The sequence below is a fragment of the Maribacter chungangensis genome, from assembly GCF_042676845.1.
GTDB classification, from domain to species: Bacteria; Bacteroidota; Bacteroidia; order Flavobacteriales; family Flavobacteriaceae; genus Maribacter; species Maribacter chungangensis.
Genome location: NZ_JBHTHY010000004.1, coordinates 304,710 through 321,308, shown reverse-complemented (window position 1 = coordinate 321,308; position 16,599 = coordinate 304,710). Strand labels below are relative to the sequence as shown.

The 16,599-nt window shown below is 41.7% G+C and carries 12 protein-coding genes; 2 read left to right on the top strand and 10 right to left on the bottom strand.

Annotation, left to right across the window (positions count from 1 at the left end; all coding sequences use genetic code 11):
• Nucleotides 1-52: 52 nt before the first annotated feature.
• From ACFQZJ_RS07525 to ACFQZJ_RS07515, 3 genes are all read right to left on the bottom strand, one after another.
• Complete coding sequence (locus ACFQZJ_RS07525; protein WP_379933558.1) at nt 53-769, bottom strand: gluconate 2-dehydrogenase subunit 3 family protein; 717 nt, start codon at nt 767-769, stop codon at nt 53-55.
• A 9-nt stretch (nt 770-778) separates the two neighbouring features.
• On the bottom strand, nt 779-2,497 hold the full coding sequence (locus ACFQZJ_RS07520) for a GMC family oxidoreductase (protein ID WP_379933534.1): 1,719 nt from the start codon (nt 2,495-2,497) through the stop codon (nt 779-781).
• A 188-nt stretch (nt 2,498-2,685) separates the two neighbouring features.
• A complete protein-coding gene (locus tag ACFQZJ_RS07515; RefSeq protein WP_379933532.1) occupies nt 2,686-4,059 on the bottom strand; it encodes a sialate O-acetylesterase in 1,374 nt (457 codons plus the stop codon).
• Between the two features lie 159 nt (nt 4,060-4,218).
• On the opposite strand from ACFQZJ_RS07515, the gene ACFQZJ_RS07510 reads away from it, so the two are divergent.
• Nucleotides 4,219-5,571: a Gfo/Idh/MocA family protein gene (locus ACFQZJ_RS07510; protein ID WP_379933530.1), complete on the top strand. Its 1,353-nt coding sequence runs from the start codon at nt 4,219-4,221 to the stop codon at nt 5,569-5,571.
• 341 nt (nt 5,572-5,912) lie between these two features.
• Here ACFQZJ_RS07510 and ACFQZJ_RS07505 read toward each other — a convergent pair whose 3' ends face one another.
• The 6 genes from ACFQZJ_RS07505 to ACFQZJ_RS07480 form a co-directional block, all read right to left on the bottom strand.
• Nucleotides 5,913-6,938 (bottom strand): LacI family DNA-binding transcriptional regulator, encoded by a 1,026-nt coding sequence (locus ACFQZJ_RS07505; RefSeq protein ID WP_379933529.1) that lies wholly within the window; start codon nt 6,936-6,938, stop codon nt 5,913-5,915.
• 152 nt (nt 6,939-7,090) lie between these two features.
• Nucleotides 7,091-8,416: a xylose isomerase gene (xylA, locus tag ACFQZJ_RS07500; RefSeq protein ID WP_379933527.1), complete on the bottom strand. Its 1,326-nt coding sequence runs from the start codon at nt 8,414-8,416 to the stop codon at nt 7,091-7,093.
• Between the two features lies 1 nt (nt 8,417).
• Nucleotides 8,418-9,905 carry a xylulokinase gene (locus ACFQZJ_RS07495; RefSeq protein ID WP_379933557.1) on the bottom strand — a complete coding sequence of 496 codons (1,488 nt, stop codon included), beginning with the start codon at nt 9,903-9,905 and terminating at the stop codon, nt 8,418-8,420.
• A 248-nt stretch (nt 9,906-10,153) separates the two neighbouring features.
• Entirely contained in the window at nt 10,154-10,774 is a 621-nt protein-coding gene (locus tag ACFQZJ_RS07490; RefSeq protein ID WP_379933525.1) for a response regulator, read from the bottom strand.
• Nucleotides 10,775-11,476: 702 nt separating this feature from the next.
• A complete protein-coding gene (locus ACFQZJ_RS07485; protein WP_379933523.1) occupies nt 11,477-13,177 on the bottom strand; it encodes a PorP/SprF family type IX secretion system membrane protein in 1,701 nt (566 codons plus the stop codon).
• A 145-nt stretch (nt 13,178-13,322) separates the two neighbouring features.
• On the bottom strand, nt 13,323-14,576 hold the full coding sequence (locus ACFQZJ_RS07480; RefSeq protein WP_379933522.1) for a cell envelope biogenesis protein OmpA: 1,254 nt from the start codon (nt 14,574-14,576) through the stop codon (nt 13,323-13,325).
• A gap of 902 nt (nt 14,577-15,478) precedes the next feature.
• Here ACFQZJ_RS07480 and ACFQZJ_RS07475 point away from each other — a divergent pair.
• A complete protein-coding gene (locus ACFQZJ_RS07475; protein ID WP_379933520.1) occupies nt 15,479-16,228 on the top strand; it encodes a DUF6733 family protein in 750 nt (249 codons plus the stop codon).
• Between the two features lie 159 nt (nt 16,229-16,387).
• On the opposite strand, the gene ACFQZJ_RS07470 is transcribed toward ACFQZJ_RS07475, so the two are convergent.
• Complete coding sequence (locus ACFQZJ_RS07470) at nt 16,388-16,594, bottom strand: YgaP family membrane protein (RefSeq protein ID WP_379933518.1); 207 nt, start codon at nt 16,592-16,594, stop codon at nt 16,388-16,390.
• Nucleotides 16,595-16,599 lie beyond the last annotated feature (5 nt).

The window sequence follows — 16,599 nt, the reverse complement described above, 5'->3', positions numbered from 1 at the left end:
ATATATGTAAAACTTCAATTCTTAGAAAAATTGAATGTCACCGAGAAATTATTTAAGTCAATAAATTCCCCTTATCGTCCCAAGTAGCTACCGTATTTCTGGTACTTTGATCGATACATTTGGCCAGCCATTCCGGTTCATAGGCTACACCATGTTTGTCCAAGACTTCTTGTGGTACCCCATCCCAAACATTAGGCTGGTTTCCTTTATAACCCAAATCCGCTATACCTACCTTAGAGGTGTAATACCCCGTTACGGTGAGATTTCGCATTAAGGCAAAAAACTGTATTTCAAGGGGTTGTTCGTCTAAGGGGATATCATCATCATGATGACAAATTTGGTCACAAATCTGTTTTTGCTGCTCCAAGGTGGCCGCCTTAAACTCTACCCCAAAATCCGTATTGCTTTTGTGGTCCAACCACATGAGCCCTCCTAAAAGCGTATTTTTCATGTCCGGCATGTCTTTCCCTATGAACTCTATAAATTCGGGTACATCAGCCTCTAGTGGTCCGCCATGCGGTTCTTTTGGTGGCAGTATTACCGTGCTTAATACAGCTATCGTCTCCATCTCGTGCTCATTAAAAAGCTGTTCCGCATTTAATTTTTCTATGCGCTCCAGTTCGTCCGGTGTTCTACCAAAATAATGGGTATCCTGAGGAGCGTTAAGCACCTCGTCAGCTGTTTTATCTTCCGTTTTACAACCATGAAAGGCCAAGGCCGATGCCCCCGCACCTAATATCATGGTTTGTATACTCTTTCTTCTATCCATTGCCATACCTTAGATATTTTGCTGTTTTAATTGTTCAATAATATAGTCGCTTGCTCTCCAGGATAGGGCCATAATAGTCCATGTACAATTTTTATCCGCCTGGGATACAAAAACTCCTGCATCTACTATAAACACATTATCTACGTCGTGCAACTGGTTAAATTTATTAGTTACCGAGGTTGTAGGGTCGTTCCCCATGCGGGTGGTACCAACTTCATGTATAATCTCTCCAGGGGCGTGCAAACCATAATCCCTATCTTTTCCGGGCTTATTTAAATAAATACCCCCCATATTATGAGTGATTTCCTCAAAGGTATCCTGCATGTGTTTTGCCTGTCGCACCTCAATATCCGACCATTTATAATTGAATTTTAGCACTGGAATGCCGTAATCATCCACAGTGGTCGGGTCTATTTCACAGTAATTCTCCTTTACTGCCAAACCTTCTCCTCGACCACCAAAGCCGACAATGGCCCCATAATAGGATTTCACTTCGTCGCGAAGCTTATCCCCATAACCACCTGAGGGAAGTCCTACCAACTTATTAAAAGCGCCTTGATCAAAACCAAAACCATAATTAGGTTGTCCCATACCGCCCCAAACTTCGATGTGATAGCCTCTTGGGAAATCCAGCTTCTTGTTATCTCCCCACCAAGGACTGTAAACGTGCATACCTCCTACCCCATCTTCATTGTAGGATACGTCTCGGTTCATTAACCCCGGGATAAAAGCCATACCGCTACTTCCGGTAGAATCATGCAAATATTTCCCTATAAGATTGCTGCTATTTCCAAGTCCGTTTGGATGCTGCTTGCTTTTGCTGTTCAATAAAATACGGGCAGAACTACATGCTGATGCGGCAAGTACCACAACTTTGGCCTTCAATTTATATTCCTTACGATCTTCCTTGTTAATATAGGAAACTCCCGTTGCCTTACCTTCTTCATTCGTAGTTACCTCGCGCACCATTGCATTAACGAACAACTTTACCTGTCCGCCACTTTTCTGCGCCGGGAATATCAAACAGCTGCCCGCAGAAAAATCTGCATACACTGAACAGGAACGTCCACATTGTCCACAATAAAAACAAATACCACGATCGTTATTAATACGTTTCGTCAACATGGACATACGACTGGGTATTACAGGAATACCTGATTTTCTAGCTCCTTTAATATAAAAAAGCTCATGTAATCTTGGTTTTGGTGGTGGAAGAAAGAAACCGTCCGGATCATCTTCCAAGCCTTCGTTGGTGCCGAATACACCAATTAATTTATCTACCTTATCGTAATACGGTTTTACATCTTCATAACCTATGGGCCAATCCTCACCATAACCATCACGAGTTTTTCCCTTAAAATCCTTTGGACCAAAACGAAGCGAAATACGGCCCCAATGATTGGTTCTACCCCCTAACATTCTAGACCGCCACCATTTAAAGGTGGTTCCTTCTTCATGGGTGTAAGGCTCTCCCTTAACTTCCCAATCCCCATAGGACATATCCCATTCCCCAAAAGCCCGATCGGTACCCGCTCCTCTTCGAGGCGAATCATAAGGCCATTTTAATTGGGTCATAGTTTTAGGATCCGCTGGGTCAAAATAAGGCCCAGCCTCCACGACCGCAACCTTAAGTCCTGCATCTGCCAATTGTTTTGTAGCCATACCGCCACCAGCACCAGAGCCTACAATTATAACATCAAAGGCTTCAGAAGATTCTTTTATTTGCATGTAAAGTAATTTTTACCACAAGTTAAGGCTTTAGCTTAAAACAAACCTTACTTTTTATACCAACAACTAAAAAATCCGTGTCCAATTACACTAAAAGCACAGTGTACGACATTATAACGATGAGTTCATAAAAGATTATAGAAGAGCATTATGCAAAAACTTTTAGCTAGTGCCTTACTATTCGTAAATCAATTACTGGAAAATGTGGACGTAGGTAATTCGGCTGCGTTAAACAAACCTGGAATATCCGTATTGCCCCATGCAAACCTGACCGATACCGGCACAGATACTTGTTTCGCCGTTAACACCACCGTATTATTCCTGATTTTTGGTTTTGCGGTGTGGTAAACTCCGTCCGCTCCGGCAATTTCAAAAAACGAGTCGCTCTTAGCCTTAAAATGGAGTCCGTTCGCATGGTCCAAATGAACCAGCAGTTCCCTGTCATTGGTCTCAAAATTCTTAAAAAGAGGTCCGTAGACTTCAGTTTTCAATACGTTAAAATGTTCTTTTAAGGCAATGTTCGCCAAACGTAAGCCCACATCTTGTTTGTTCTGCGGATGTATATCATCAACCGTACAAATATCACTGGTAACCACCATACCTGTATTTGGAAGTGTAAGTGCGCGTCTTTGTTGGTCGCGAACTATGGCACCTTCATGCGCCCTACCATAGTTATAAGGTGCAATCTGCACGTAATAAAAAGGGAAATCGGCCCCCCATTCCTTTCGCCAAGACATAATCATTTTGGTAAACAAATCCTTATAACTTTGGGCATTGGCAGTGTTGGATTCTCCTTGATACCATAGCGCTCCAGAAATCTTAAAATTGGTTAGTGGTGCGATCATGGCATTGTACAACGTAGATCGCTCAATGGGTGCCCACTGGTTCGTTTTGATCAACTTATGGGATTCTTTAAGTTGCGGATGTTCGTCAAATACGTATTCCGGGGTCCAAACCTCCGCAGAAGAAGCACCCCAAGAGGCATCTATCAATCCTACCGGAATGTTCATTTCTTCTTGAACACGTCGAGCAAAAAAATAGGCGACAGCACTAAAATCGGCCATGGTCTCCGGAGAACAAATTTCCCAATCACCGGAAACGTATTCCTGAGGTGTAGTTGCGGTTCTTTTATCCACGGTAAAAAGACGAATGTTCGGATAGCGGGCGTTCTGTATTTCGGTAGCGGCATCTACAATGCCACTGTTGGCGCTCCACTCCATATTGGATTGTCCAGAAGCCAACCACACCTCGCCTATAAGCACATTTTTGAGTTTAATGGTATTTTTATTGCCATTAAACTCAATTTCATAGGGACCGCCAGCCTTTGGGGTAGTAACCTGCACCCGCCATTTGGCATTTATTCCTGTTTTCACTTCAATGGTTTTACCGTCCCAACCAGTGGTAATATTAAACGTCTCGTTAGGAGATGCCCAACCATACAAGTACACCTCGGATTCGCGCTGTAGCACCATGTTGTCACCAAATATCCTAGGGAGGGTAATATCCGCGTAAGCAAACTGAATAAAAGAAACAATCGACAAAAGAAAAAGCTTCGTTTTCATACCGTTGGCAATATATTTTCAAATTAAATATAACCATTAAAGTGATATGGCTAACCGTTTTATGCATAAGGTGTCCTTTACAGCTAAAGAATCATTACGTATCTTAATCCCAAGAATACATAACCAGCACTATTACAAAACACAAGACATCATACCCTCATGAACAGAAGACACTTTATCAAAGGTACCTCAGCATCCCTCTTGCTGTCCTCTTTTGGCAGTTATGGTTTTAAATATTTTAAAAATGAAAAACCAAAACGGGTAGGACTTATAGGAGCAGGCTGGTATGGTACCAGTGACCTGTTTAAACTGATACAAGTAGCCAATGTGGAGGTAGTTTCCGTATGCGATGTGGACCAGAACCATTTAAAAGAAGTGTCGGAGCTGGTATCGCAACGTCAAAAATCCGGTAAAATACCCAATGGGTACACGGATTACAGAAAAATGCTAAAAAATAGCAAGCTAGATATTGTGCTCATCGGTTCGCCTGACCACTGGCACGCCCTACACTGCATTGAAGCACTGAAGGCGGGTGCTCATGTATATGTACAGAAACCTACGAGTGTGGATGTCATGGAAGGCGAGGCGATGGTCGCTGCGGCGAGAAAATACGACCGTGTCGTACAAGTAGGAACACAACGTAAAAGCACACCGCATCTAATCGATGTGAAAAAACAAATTGTTGATGCCGGACTGCTAGGTACCATTGCACACGCAGAAATGTGCTGCTATTACCACATGCGTGCGGATGGAAACCCGCCAGAGGAACCGGTACCTGATTTTTTGGACTACGACCTGTGGACCGGTCCCGCGCCACTTCGTCCTTATGACGGAATTCCGCATAGGAGATGGTGGCGTACCTTCAGGGAATACGGGAACGGAATTATGGGCGATATGTGCGTGCACATGCTGGATACGGTGCGCTGGATGCTGGACCTTGGCTGGCCTTCAAAAATAAGTTCCCAAGGCGGAATCTACGTTCAAAAAGGAGGGAAATCCAACACGCCGGATACCCAATCGGCCGTTTTTGAATACCCTGAACTGAACTGCGTTTGGCAGCACCGCTCATGGGGCAGTCCCGTAGATAAGGAATATCCATGGGCTTTTGTGATCTACGGCGATAAAGGCGTATTAAAGGGAAGTCCCATGCAGGCGGATTTTATTCCGCGCGGCAAAGGAGAACCTATACATTTTGATGTTTTGTACGAAAAAGAAAAATACCCGGAGGACCTTATAGAGAAGGATAATGAACTGCATGCCGCCCCTGCCACACGAAGACATCTGATCAATTTTCTTGATGCCATCCAGAACAACAGTCGCCCCATTGCCGATATAGAAGAAGGGCATATTTCTTCAGCGAGCTGTATTTTGGCGAATTTATCCATGGATTTGGGCCGTGCACTGGTCTATGACCCAGAAACGAGAACCGTTGTGAACGATGCGGAGGCAACCCAGCTATTGACACGGGAATATAGGGCTCCTTGGGTGCATCCACATCCTGATAGTGTGTGAAAGACCTCTCCCTAGCCCTATCCCAAGGAGAGGGGACGGATGCTGCAAAAAAAAAATTGAATGGCGGATATGATGAAATTCTTGTGATAATGAGTAAAAAGATTAAAGGATGCGGCTTTGGGAAAAGACCTCTCCCTAGCCCTATCCCAAGGAGAGGGGACGGATGCTGCAAAAAAAATTGAATGGCGGATATGATGAAATTCCTGTAATAACGAGTAAAAAGATGGAAAAGTTTGACTTGTGGAAAAGACCGCTCCCCGGCCTCTCCAAAGAAAAGGGGATGCAGAATGCGTACTGCTCCTCTATACTTACAGAGAAAATAAGTCGTTTACTAAAAGTGATTAGGGCAACTTCCTAGTGGAATCTCTGACAACAAGACTTGTTTTTACTACTTTGGTCTTAAAATCAAACTGTCCTTCATTGGCATTCTCTATCCGTTCGATGAGTTGTTTTGCGGCGGACTCCCCAATGTATTTTCCATGCTGACTCACCGTTGTCAACGCAGGAGTCACGTATTCGGATAATTGGCCATTAGTGAACCCTATAATAGAAATATCATCGGGCACGCTGTACCCTCGCGCTATTACCATCTTCAAAACCTTGACCGCGGTAATCTCGTCCAAACCTAAAATGGCATCTACAGGGGCTCCATCTAAGAGGATAGACATCAACACATCCAAATCATCGTCCTTACCAAAATTGACAACGAGCTTGTAGTTAAGCGGGATGTTCTTTTCCGATAATGCCTTTTGATAGCCTTCAAAACGAAGCGTACCCACGCTAGACTTGGAAATGGGCGAAACAAAGGCGATATTTTTACAACCGGTATCTAGAAAATAAGAAGTTGCTGTATGACCGGCCTCAAAATCATCTACCACAACTTTATCGCAATGCACCAAGTCCGAAACCCGGTCAAACAATACTAAAGGAATTTGATTGTCAACAATTTCCAGCAATGCTTCTACACGCTTTTTTTCTTGTGTTTCCTCGGATAATGAAACTATGAGTCCGTCTACAGTTCCGGAATCTAAAAACTCAAGCGTCTTGGACTCCTTTTCAAAAGACTCGTCGCTGATACAACTGATGATATTATAGCCTTTATCGTTCGCCACTTTTTCGATACCATACAGCACCTGCACAAAAAAATAGTTGAGGATATTGGGGACGATAACGCCAATGGTCTTATTGCTTTTATTCCTCAAATTAAGGGCCAACCTACTGGGCTTGTAGTTTTTATCCTTTGCGTATGCCTGAATTTTTTCCTTTAGCGCCACGCTTATTTCATGACTATCGTTGATAGCCTTTGAAGCCGTAGAGACAGACACCAAAAAATGGGCAGCGATATCCTTTAGGGTGATTTTTTTCATCGGAATCTAAAATACTATAATTTGATGAAGCAACCCCCGGGATTTTACCAAATAACAATTTGTGGTATTCACGCTAATTGATATAAATAAAAATGGCGAAAGAAAATGGTAATACACCAAATACTTTCGCCATCAATATACTATTAAGCTGCTTAGATATACTGATTCACGATATTCTCGAACAGCTCTTGTTTACCGCTCTGTAATTCCAATTCTCCATTTTCAGCAGCAATTTTGTACAAATCGTTGAGATCTAGCTTTCCTTCCTCAAAATCTTTTCCTTTACCGGAATCAAAGGAGCTGTAGCGTTTTTCCCTGAGACTTGTATAGGCTGAAGAAGAAATGATCTTATCCGCCGTCAACAAGGCCCTGGCAAAATTATCCGCTCCGCCGATATGGGCATGGAAAACATCGTCTAAATCGGTTGAATTCCGCCTTATTTTCGCATCAAAGTTGACACCACCACCTTGAAGTCCGCCAGCCTCCAAGAACACCAACATCGCCTCTGTCGTTTCCAAAATATTGTTCGGAAACTGATCCGTGTCCCAGCCGTTTTGATAGTCGCCACGGTTGGCATCCAAACTGCCCAGCATCCCCGCTTTTGCAGCCACGGCCATTTCATGTTGAAAGGTGTGTTGCGCCAAAGTAGCATGGTTTACCTCGATATTTATTTTAAAATCCTTATCCAGTCCGTACTCCCTTAGGAAGCCAATAGCCGTAGCGGTATCAAAATCATACTGATGCTTGCTCGGCTCCATCGGCTTGGGCTCTATAAAGAAATTCCCTTTAAACCCTTGCCCTCTGGCGTAATCGCGTGCCATGCTTAAAAACCGACCAATATGGTCCAGTTCCCTGCCCATATCGGTATTCAAGAGGGACATATAACCTTCTCGTCCGCCCCAGAACACATAGTTTTCTCCGCCTAGGGCAATGGTGGCGTCCAAGGCCAGTTTTATCTGTCCGCCAGCCCTAGCCACTACGTTGAAATCAGGATTGGTAGCGGCACCGTTCATGTACCGTGGGTTGGAAAAGCAGTTGGCCGTTCCCCACAACAACTTAATACCGGAGGCGGCTTTCTTTTCCTTGATGTAATCGGTAATCGTTGCCAAACGTTTTTCCGATTCCGCGAACGTGGCGCCTTCTTGGATCAGGTCAAAATCGTGAAAACAGAAGTAATCGAACCCCATTTTGCCGATAAACTCAAATGCGGCATCCGCTTTGTCCTTTGCCGCCTGTAAGGGGTCGGAGGCTTTGTCCCATTCAAAATTTTGGGTCCCGGGTCCAAATGGGTCCGCCCCTTGCCCGCAGAAGGTATGCCAATAGGCCACTGCAAATTTAAAATGGTCGCGCATGGTTTTTCCAGCGACCACTTGCTCCGGATTATAGTATTTAAACGCCAAAGGATTATCCGATTCCTTTCCTTCAAACTTAATTTCCCCGATACCCTTAAAGTATTCCTTGTCTCCTAATACTGCCATGTTATGTTGTTTTTAAAATAATCTCTAGTTCGTTTTTCCATACTTCATACCCCTTTTGGTAGGCTTCCTTGTTTTTCTCTGGCTTGTATGTCATTACATAATCGTTCTCCATGATCCGCTTGCCAAAAACTTCAAAATCCCCTTTATGCAGATCCGCCGCACGTGCCGCCCCGATAGCTCCTGTGGTATTATAAATTTCAATATCGTGTCCGATGAGCGTAGCCACGGTATTTGAAAATATTTCCGAACGGAAAAGGTTGTCGTTCCCCGCGCGCATTAAATTTACCGCACTGCCGTCCGACTTTAAGATTTCCATTCCATAAACAAAGGAAAAGGCGATGCCCTCCAAAGCCGCCCTGCATAAATGCGCCTTGCCGTGGTTGTTTAGATTGATGTTCAGCATTCTGGTGCCTATATCCTTATTATTCAGCATGCGTTCCGCACCATTACCAAAGGGAATAATGCAGACCCCGTCAGAACCAACAGGAACGGAAGCTGCCAAGGTATTCATTTCCTCATAAGAAGCTACGTCCAAATTATTCAATAACCAACGGAATTGAATACCGGCACCGTTGATACAAAGCAATTTACCGATACGTAAAGTTTTGCCCGGTTGATAAGTTACATGGGCAAAATTATTCACCCTGGCACTTTCCTTCACCGACAGACTGTCCGTAACCGCATAAATTACACCAGAGGTACCGCCAGTTGCCGCTACTTCTCCGGGGTTAAATACATTGAGCGACAAGGCATTATTGGGTTGGTCTCCAGCCCTGTACAAAATGGGAGTTCCCATGGCCATTCCGCTTTCGGACGCCCCTTTTTGGCTAACGGTACACTGTTCCGAAAAAGTGGGCACAATGTCCGGAACTTTACTGCCGTCAAAACCGTAATGGTCCATAAGCATCTCAGCTATGGCTTCTTGTTTAAAATCCCAAAATATACCTTCGGTAAGTCCGGAAACCGTAGTGTTCATGGTTCCCGTTAAGCGATATGCGATATAATCTCCCGGTAACATAAATTTGTGAACCTGGGTAAAAATATCAGGCTCGTTTTCCTTCACCCATTTCAATTTAGAAGCGGTAAAATTGGAAGGGGAATTCAATAACTGAGATGTACACCGCTCCTCTCCTATTTCTTCAAAGGCTTTTTGACCTATTCCTACGGCCCTGCTATCGCACCAAATTATGGAGTTGCGCAGCACTTTTCCATCAGAATCCAGCAAGACCAGACCATGCATTTGATAGGATATGCCAATACCTTTAATATCGGAATCCGCTACCTGATGCTCGCTTTTTAACCTCTTTATCCCGGCACAAACGTGCTTCCACCAATCCTCGGGATTTTGCTCTGCCCAACCATTCTTAACGGCTAACATCGACATTTCGGTTTGAGGCTCTTGCACAAGACCTAAACTCTTACCGGTTTCTGCATGTACCAGTGCTACCTTGACCGAAGAACTTCCTATATCCAGACCTAAATAATACATGTGCTTCTCTTCTATGATCACCAAAACAGTTCGGTTCTTTAAAAATAGAGGAAAAGGATGATAACTAAAACAATCCTAACCAATATTCTGTTTCACAAGTGGCCCGACCAAAATTTTACACTGTATCGATTCTAATTAAAATGTTGATAGTCAATATTTTAAAAATTAAACTTTAAAAAAAACACACGTCGAAAACGCTTTCGTACAAACTTGACTTTTATTGTCCGAACCTAAACTAAAACTGTTAACTACAGTCGTTCTAATTTTGTTAAAGCCTCCGACTTGGAGTTTACATTCAATTTTAAATAGATGTTCTGAATATGAAAATTGACCGTACTCGTGGTTACGAATAGTTTGTCGGCGATAACTTTATAGGTGGCGCCCTTGAACAGATAGTCAACAATTTGATTTTCCCGCTCCGAAAAAAAAGTAAACGATTTTTTATGAAAATTGGCTACCACTTTCTTAACGATATCATTGCTCATTGCAGCCCCCTCATTTCTAATACTGGTAAGTGCATGATCCAGTCTATCGGCACTCATAGGTTTGGTAAGATAACCGTTTGCACCCTGTTTAAAAGCCCTTTTAATGGTGTCAAAATCGTTGTTACTGCTAATCATGACCACCTTTACATTTCTATCTTTCTTTCTGAACAAGTGAATGGCATCAATACCGCTTATTCCTTTTAAACCTATCTCGGCAAAAATAATGTCCGGTCTAGTTTTTTTATATTCCTTTAAAGCCGATTGTATGTCGGTATAGGTTGCTACCAATAAATAGCCGGAAAATCCTTCTAAATATGTATGATAAGCCGCACTTAACACTTTATTCTTTTCTATAACGATAATCTTTAATTTTTGAGTTTCCATAATACAAAATTAGCATGCTAAACTATTCAAAATGAATACGATAACATTGATTAGTACTATATTAAGTTTAAGTAGTTTAAACTATGTGCCAATTAAATAAGACACTATAATATTCAGCATTAAAGCCTACTCCTTACAGATGACATCCTAAAAACAGTGTTTACTAAGGTTTTTAAAATACCCTGATAGCATCATGCCTAACGGTTAGGCCGTATGTGTAGTAAGCGGCTAAAATCTAAAAAGCTATCCCAGTCCAAGCTTTGTCTCGGTAGCGGAATAGCAAAAAAACCGAAACGCATTGAGCATTGAGTTTAGGACGGAAGCCGTATTGGAAAAGAGAATTTTGAACAGTTGCATTACCGTTCTGTTTTGTACTCCAAATGATAGGTAGAATTGTTGCATACTTTTGGGGGGATTTGGGTTAAATACTAAATTAAAAAATGTAATTTATGTTCGAAATATAATTAATAACAAAATATCTTAGTTGAATTTGTAGCTATTTTCGTTCAAATACTATATTACGTTACCGTTCATCGAAAAAAACAGGATGACAAGTTTGTTTTTTACCACTAAACAATAGAAGACTTAACAACGAAAAAAGGAGGGTTTGGCCATCCCCCCGGATACCTTCCCTCCTCTTATCGACAATCCACTAAAACATATAAATAGTAAACAACCTAGTACGTTATCCTTTCTCTTTTATCACTCCTCCCGGCTATAAAAAGCCTCATCATCTTCATATACGTTAGAAGCAGTAGCCGTAGAGCGGTCTACCTGCATGATCCATTTTTCATCGCTATACTTGCCCCCCAAATCGGACACGGATGCAACCTGTGCCTCTTGCTTTGCATCATAATCGGCCAAATAGACATAATGCAAACCATTTTCCCTGTTATAAAACTGTTTTGGTTCAAGTCCTTTTTTCTCTAAGCTTTCTACAAAGGCATTCAAGTATTTTTTATTCTTGTATACATTGGCAATTACATAGAAGCCGGATTTTACGCCAATGGCATCGGCATCGCCCAGCACTTTAACAGGTAACTTGGAGTATTGCCTTCTATCAAAATCATTGTATTTGTTCTCTTTCCCGGTACCGGTATTCGTTCGCGCCAAATACGTTTCCTCTTCCGGGGTATAGTTCTGTAAGCTTGATTTTATATTATCCTTGATATCATTGCGTAAAAGACGTACTATAGTCTCAAACCGGTCTTCAAATGCGGCTATACGGGAGGCCTCTATAGAGTCTTGACGCATCATAAGTTCATCGAGAATAAGCTTGTTCTGATAGGCCAAGGTATGCTCGTCTATCGTTCCGCTCATCATATCCTGCTTAAACTTGGCGTTTCTCTGCCGTTTATCCTTTTCGGCCAATAAATCGGAAATTTGCGCCTCGTAATTACGTACAATTTGATCAATTTTAGCATCGTCGGAACTATCCACATAGCTATGGGCCATACTGTTTTCGTTCTTAAAGGTATACGCTAAGGACAGTTCGTGATTCCATCCTAAATTAGCTTCTTGTTGCGATAAATCTTTTTCCATTAAATAGCCAAGAGACATAGTCTTACTCAAATTAAAGCCAACACCGGCAGACATTCCGTACTCTTGATCCAATGTAGTCTGTAACCAGCCGTAGTTTGGCATGTCCAACACCAAAGAACCAAAGTAATAAAGGCTGCCATTGCTGTTTTGGCCTACCTGCGCCAAAGGCATTAACCGTGCGTTTTGAAAAAGTCCTCTCCCGGCCTTGAATCCATGTGTATATTGCACGGATGCTTTTATACTGTTTAGGGACAAATCGGTTACAAACTCTTCCGTGGTCTGGTTGTACCGAAACAGATCTTCGGCGTAAATACCAAAATCAAAATTGCCCAATGATAAATTCACCCCTGGCTTAATGGCAATCTTACTTTCCTTTCTAGCATCTTTTATGGTAGGGTCCTGTTCCGATATGACCACTTTATTCTTGTCCACACCTTTGTTTATATAAGTGATATTAGTGCCAAATGCCAGTTTACTGTTCGTTCCCAAGCGTACTGAAGTTGCATAGTTGGCGTTAAATCCAAACTCTTGTATTACGCCAGTTGACTGACTGTAAACTCCGATTCCCAAAGCCGTTCTATCATTGAGTTTATTGCTAAAGCCCAAAAAATAGTTCTGGCTGTTATCATCGAAAGTGGCATACTGGTTTCTATGCAGTATGTTTAAATAGGATTTATTTTCCCTTACCAAAGAAAACGTGGGGTTGATTAAAAATCGGTTAAAGAAAAGTTGATTGTGATATGCCCCCGAAGTGGCAATCTCTGTTTTTGCCTCTTGACTATATGCCGATAAGCTTCCCGCAACAGTGGTAAGAATTAAAAGTAGAGCTATTCTTACGGCTATTTTATGTGTAAAGTCCATTTGAATATTTTTTATGTTTTAGGTAGAGTAATGTCATACAACAGTTCCAATGCTACTCCGTTGCAACAAAGAACCGATGTTATAGTTTCAATTATAAGCGCGTAATAAGGTTGGGTATTCCTGGCGCAAAACGTAGTTTTTAATACTATTCGTCCTCAAATAGGGATGAAGAGTATTCTTCCTGCCCACTTGTATTCAACGCTTCCAACAACCGGAAATCCGTTTCGGGAATACCCTTTTCGCCTACGTAGGCATAGGCAATCTTTTGTGCCGAACCAGTCTTTTCGCCACGATTGGAAACTACGTACGCCATCCCTTTTTGTGGTGCCAACTGCAAGGCAAAATCGTCTTCTGTACTGTTGATAGAACCTCCCATGTTAATGGCCAGACCCACACTTCTTTGTGATACTTGAACGGAAAACACATCCAGGCCGCCATAACCTTTGTGGCCCTCGGAGGCGAAAACCAAGGTGTTCCCCTCCATAACTTTGGGATACATATCGTTACGCTCCGTGTTTACGTTTTGTCCTAAGTTTTTAGCAGTACCTACTCCTCCGTTGCTTCCAATAGTGGCAACATAGATATCAAATTCACCAAAAGTGCCGGGCATGTTGGAAGCAAAGAAAAGACGCTTGCCATCAGGAGATACCGACGGATGAACTGCAGAAAATTCCTTGGGACATAGCGCAAGCTCACGAACAGTTTTCCATTTACCCTGTACCTTATCGGCACGATATACTTTGTGAACCGGTTCTTTTTTTGAAAAAATTCCGGTAGTTGGTTTTACAAATACTGTTTTACTATAATACGCCGTTTGCCCATCTTTAGTTAATGAAATTGGAGATTCATAGTCCAACTTCTTTTTGTCGACCGTACGCTTCTTATGAATACCGGGGTCAACTATTTTTTCCCTAACGGCAAGTTCTTCCCTGTCAAGCCCCAAATTCAAAGGTTTAAAGCGGTCCCTAAAAGAAAGGCTGCCTTTTTTTGGGGAAGCTTGGGTCATTTGGTAATCTGCGCGTACGAGTTCGGTCCAGTTCTCTTCCGATTCTTCATCGGATGATTTTGTCTTACCAAGTTTAGAAACGGCATGATCGTAGCGCTTCTGGTAGGAGGGTTCTAACAATCCATCGGCGTTTAATTCGATTAACCGATCATACCAAAAAAGTGCGTGTTCATAGTTTTCTGAAAGAAAATGTGCGTTTCCTAAATCTTGGTAGACTTCTTTTTCCGAATAGCCCATGGATTTGAGCTGTTTGAAATTTTTCATTCGCTGAACGGTAGCATCCATTTTGTGTTTATCGATGGATGCAAAAGCTGTTCTTTGCGCGTTCATGGCCATGCTGCACAGTACCGTAAAGCAGCCAAGAACTACTTTTTGATGTAGGTAATTCCTCATAATAGTAAGATTTTGGGTTTAGACCTCAAAGTTGCAAAAAAGTTATAGCGTAATACTTAACAAAAATTCATAGGTTTTTGATGCTTTTACCGATAATCGATAAAAACTGATGAACGTAAAGTGATTTTAAAAGAAATGATTCGAAAGAAGAGAAAAAAAGTGTCGTTCATCTTACTTGTGAACGGATTATCGAAAGTAACGGAACCTAAGTATTTTAATTGTTGATTATTGGTTCATCTGTATCTTTTATAGGACAAAACGCACAAAAACTGCCCGGTTCGTCAAAGATTGAACTAAACACGCACTACTATAATTGGCCTCGTAATGCTGCAATAGTTTCCTACTTAAATATGGTAGAACTAAACAAAAACAATTTTCTCCGACAGCCCAATCCCGTTTATGAGCAATATGACTATCGATTTATAGCCTAGCCTTGATCGGCACCTAGGTTCGTTTATCAGGAAATCGGTCGGCCAAAGCCTTCTAAATACCTAAACCTCAACAGTATCTTCTTGAACTCCCCAAATAATTTAATGAATAATTTATACATATATATTTTTTATACCCTTTAAATTTTGGGGTACTATATTAATTATATAATAAAAATAAAATTTACACCCTATAAAAATTAGGGTAGTAATTATATCAACTATATATTTCCGAAAGTTTTACGATGATACATATAATTCATACAGTTACTGTTAAAACTAATAATTTCTTGAACGGTAGTATTACTACCATATTAATAATAATAACCATGCAAATAAGAGCTCCGATAAAAACCAAGGACAAGGTTTGATTCTAAACCAAAACGATCCATAATTCAAACACCGGTCAAAACATCTCTATAAACAACTAAAAATCAAAGTATTAAAAATAAATAATTCTTAAAACCATATATTATGCAGTTAAAAAAATCACTTCTTATCCTTACGTTTATACTCTTATTAACGAACCTTGGCCTCCAGGCACAATCCACCGATGACGATACCGACAAAATAAGTGTTGGTCTAAACCTTAATCAAGATGCCTTTTTTGGATTTAATCCTATGATGACCTTTGGATACGCGCTTAGCGATACCGATACCTTTACCGCTTACGGAATACAGTGGGGCGCCGGTACCGGAAGTGCATGGGGTCAATGGACGGAATTTGGTATTGGTTACAACAAGACCTTAGGTAATTTTGATATTAATCCGCAATTGGGCTTTACCATGGGGAGCTTACTTTCCAGTGGAGCAGCCCAACAGGGGGTTATTGGCGACGGTATCGTGCCCAACCTAACAGTAAACTACGGGACGGATTTACTGGAAGGCCAGTTCTACTTTGGGTACTATGGTGCTTTAGCAAATAAAACCGCAGCGGGAGAGGCTACCAACAACTACGTACACTATTGGGCCAATTTAGGGGTCAAGGTAACTTCCTTTTTATCTGTAGGAGGCCATTTTGAGGAGTTGTACCTATCCGGTGGAGACATCAACGGAGGCGGTTCTCTAGATCGTGCCGATGGCTATGTTTGGCTGGGCCCCTATTTGCAGTTCACTAAAGGGAATGCCGGACTACGATTTTCCTTTGGCGGCAATCTAGCCGATGAGGACGAACGTTTTGCACCAAACGATTTTTATAAGTTGAGTTTCTTTCTATCGCTTTAAGAGATAAAATAATCAGCTTATCCAATTAAAGGGAACCGATTTATGAGCAAGCGGTTCCCTTTTATGTTTTAAACCATACATCCTATAATTAAAAACGCGCTTTGTTTTAAAAATTCCGCGTCAGCTAGAACTTCGGAATCCGTTTCTTTGATGGCCTACTTAAACACCACAACTTCCTCCGCTGGATTTTACCCCTAATTTCATAAGTATGGTTTCTAGCAAGCACCATTTCGTGAAGGCCGATTGTATTAAATTAACCCCTATAAATACGGTAAACCACAACCAGTTTATACTCACGTAAACTGATAATACAACACTTACCAATACCATTGTACCTACGATAACCCTAAAATATGTATTTAACATTTTGA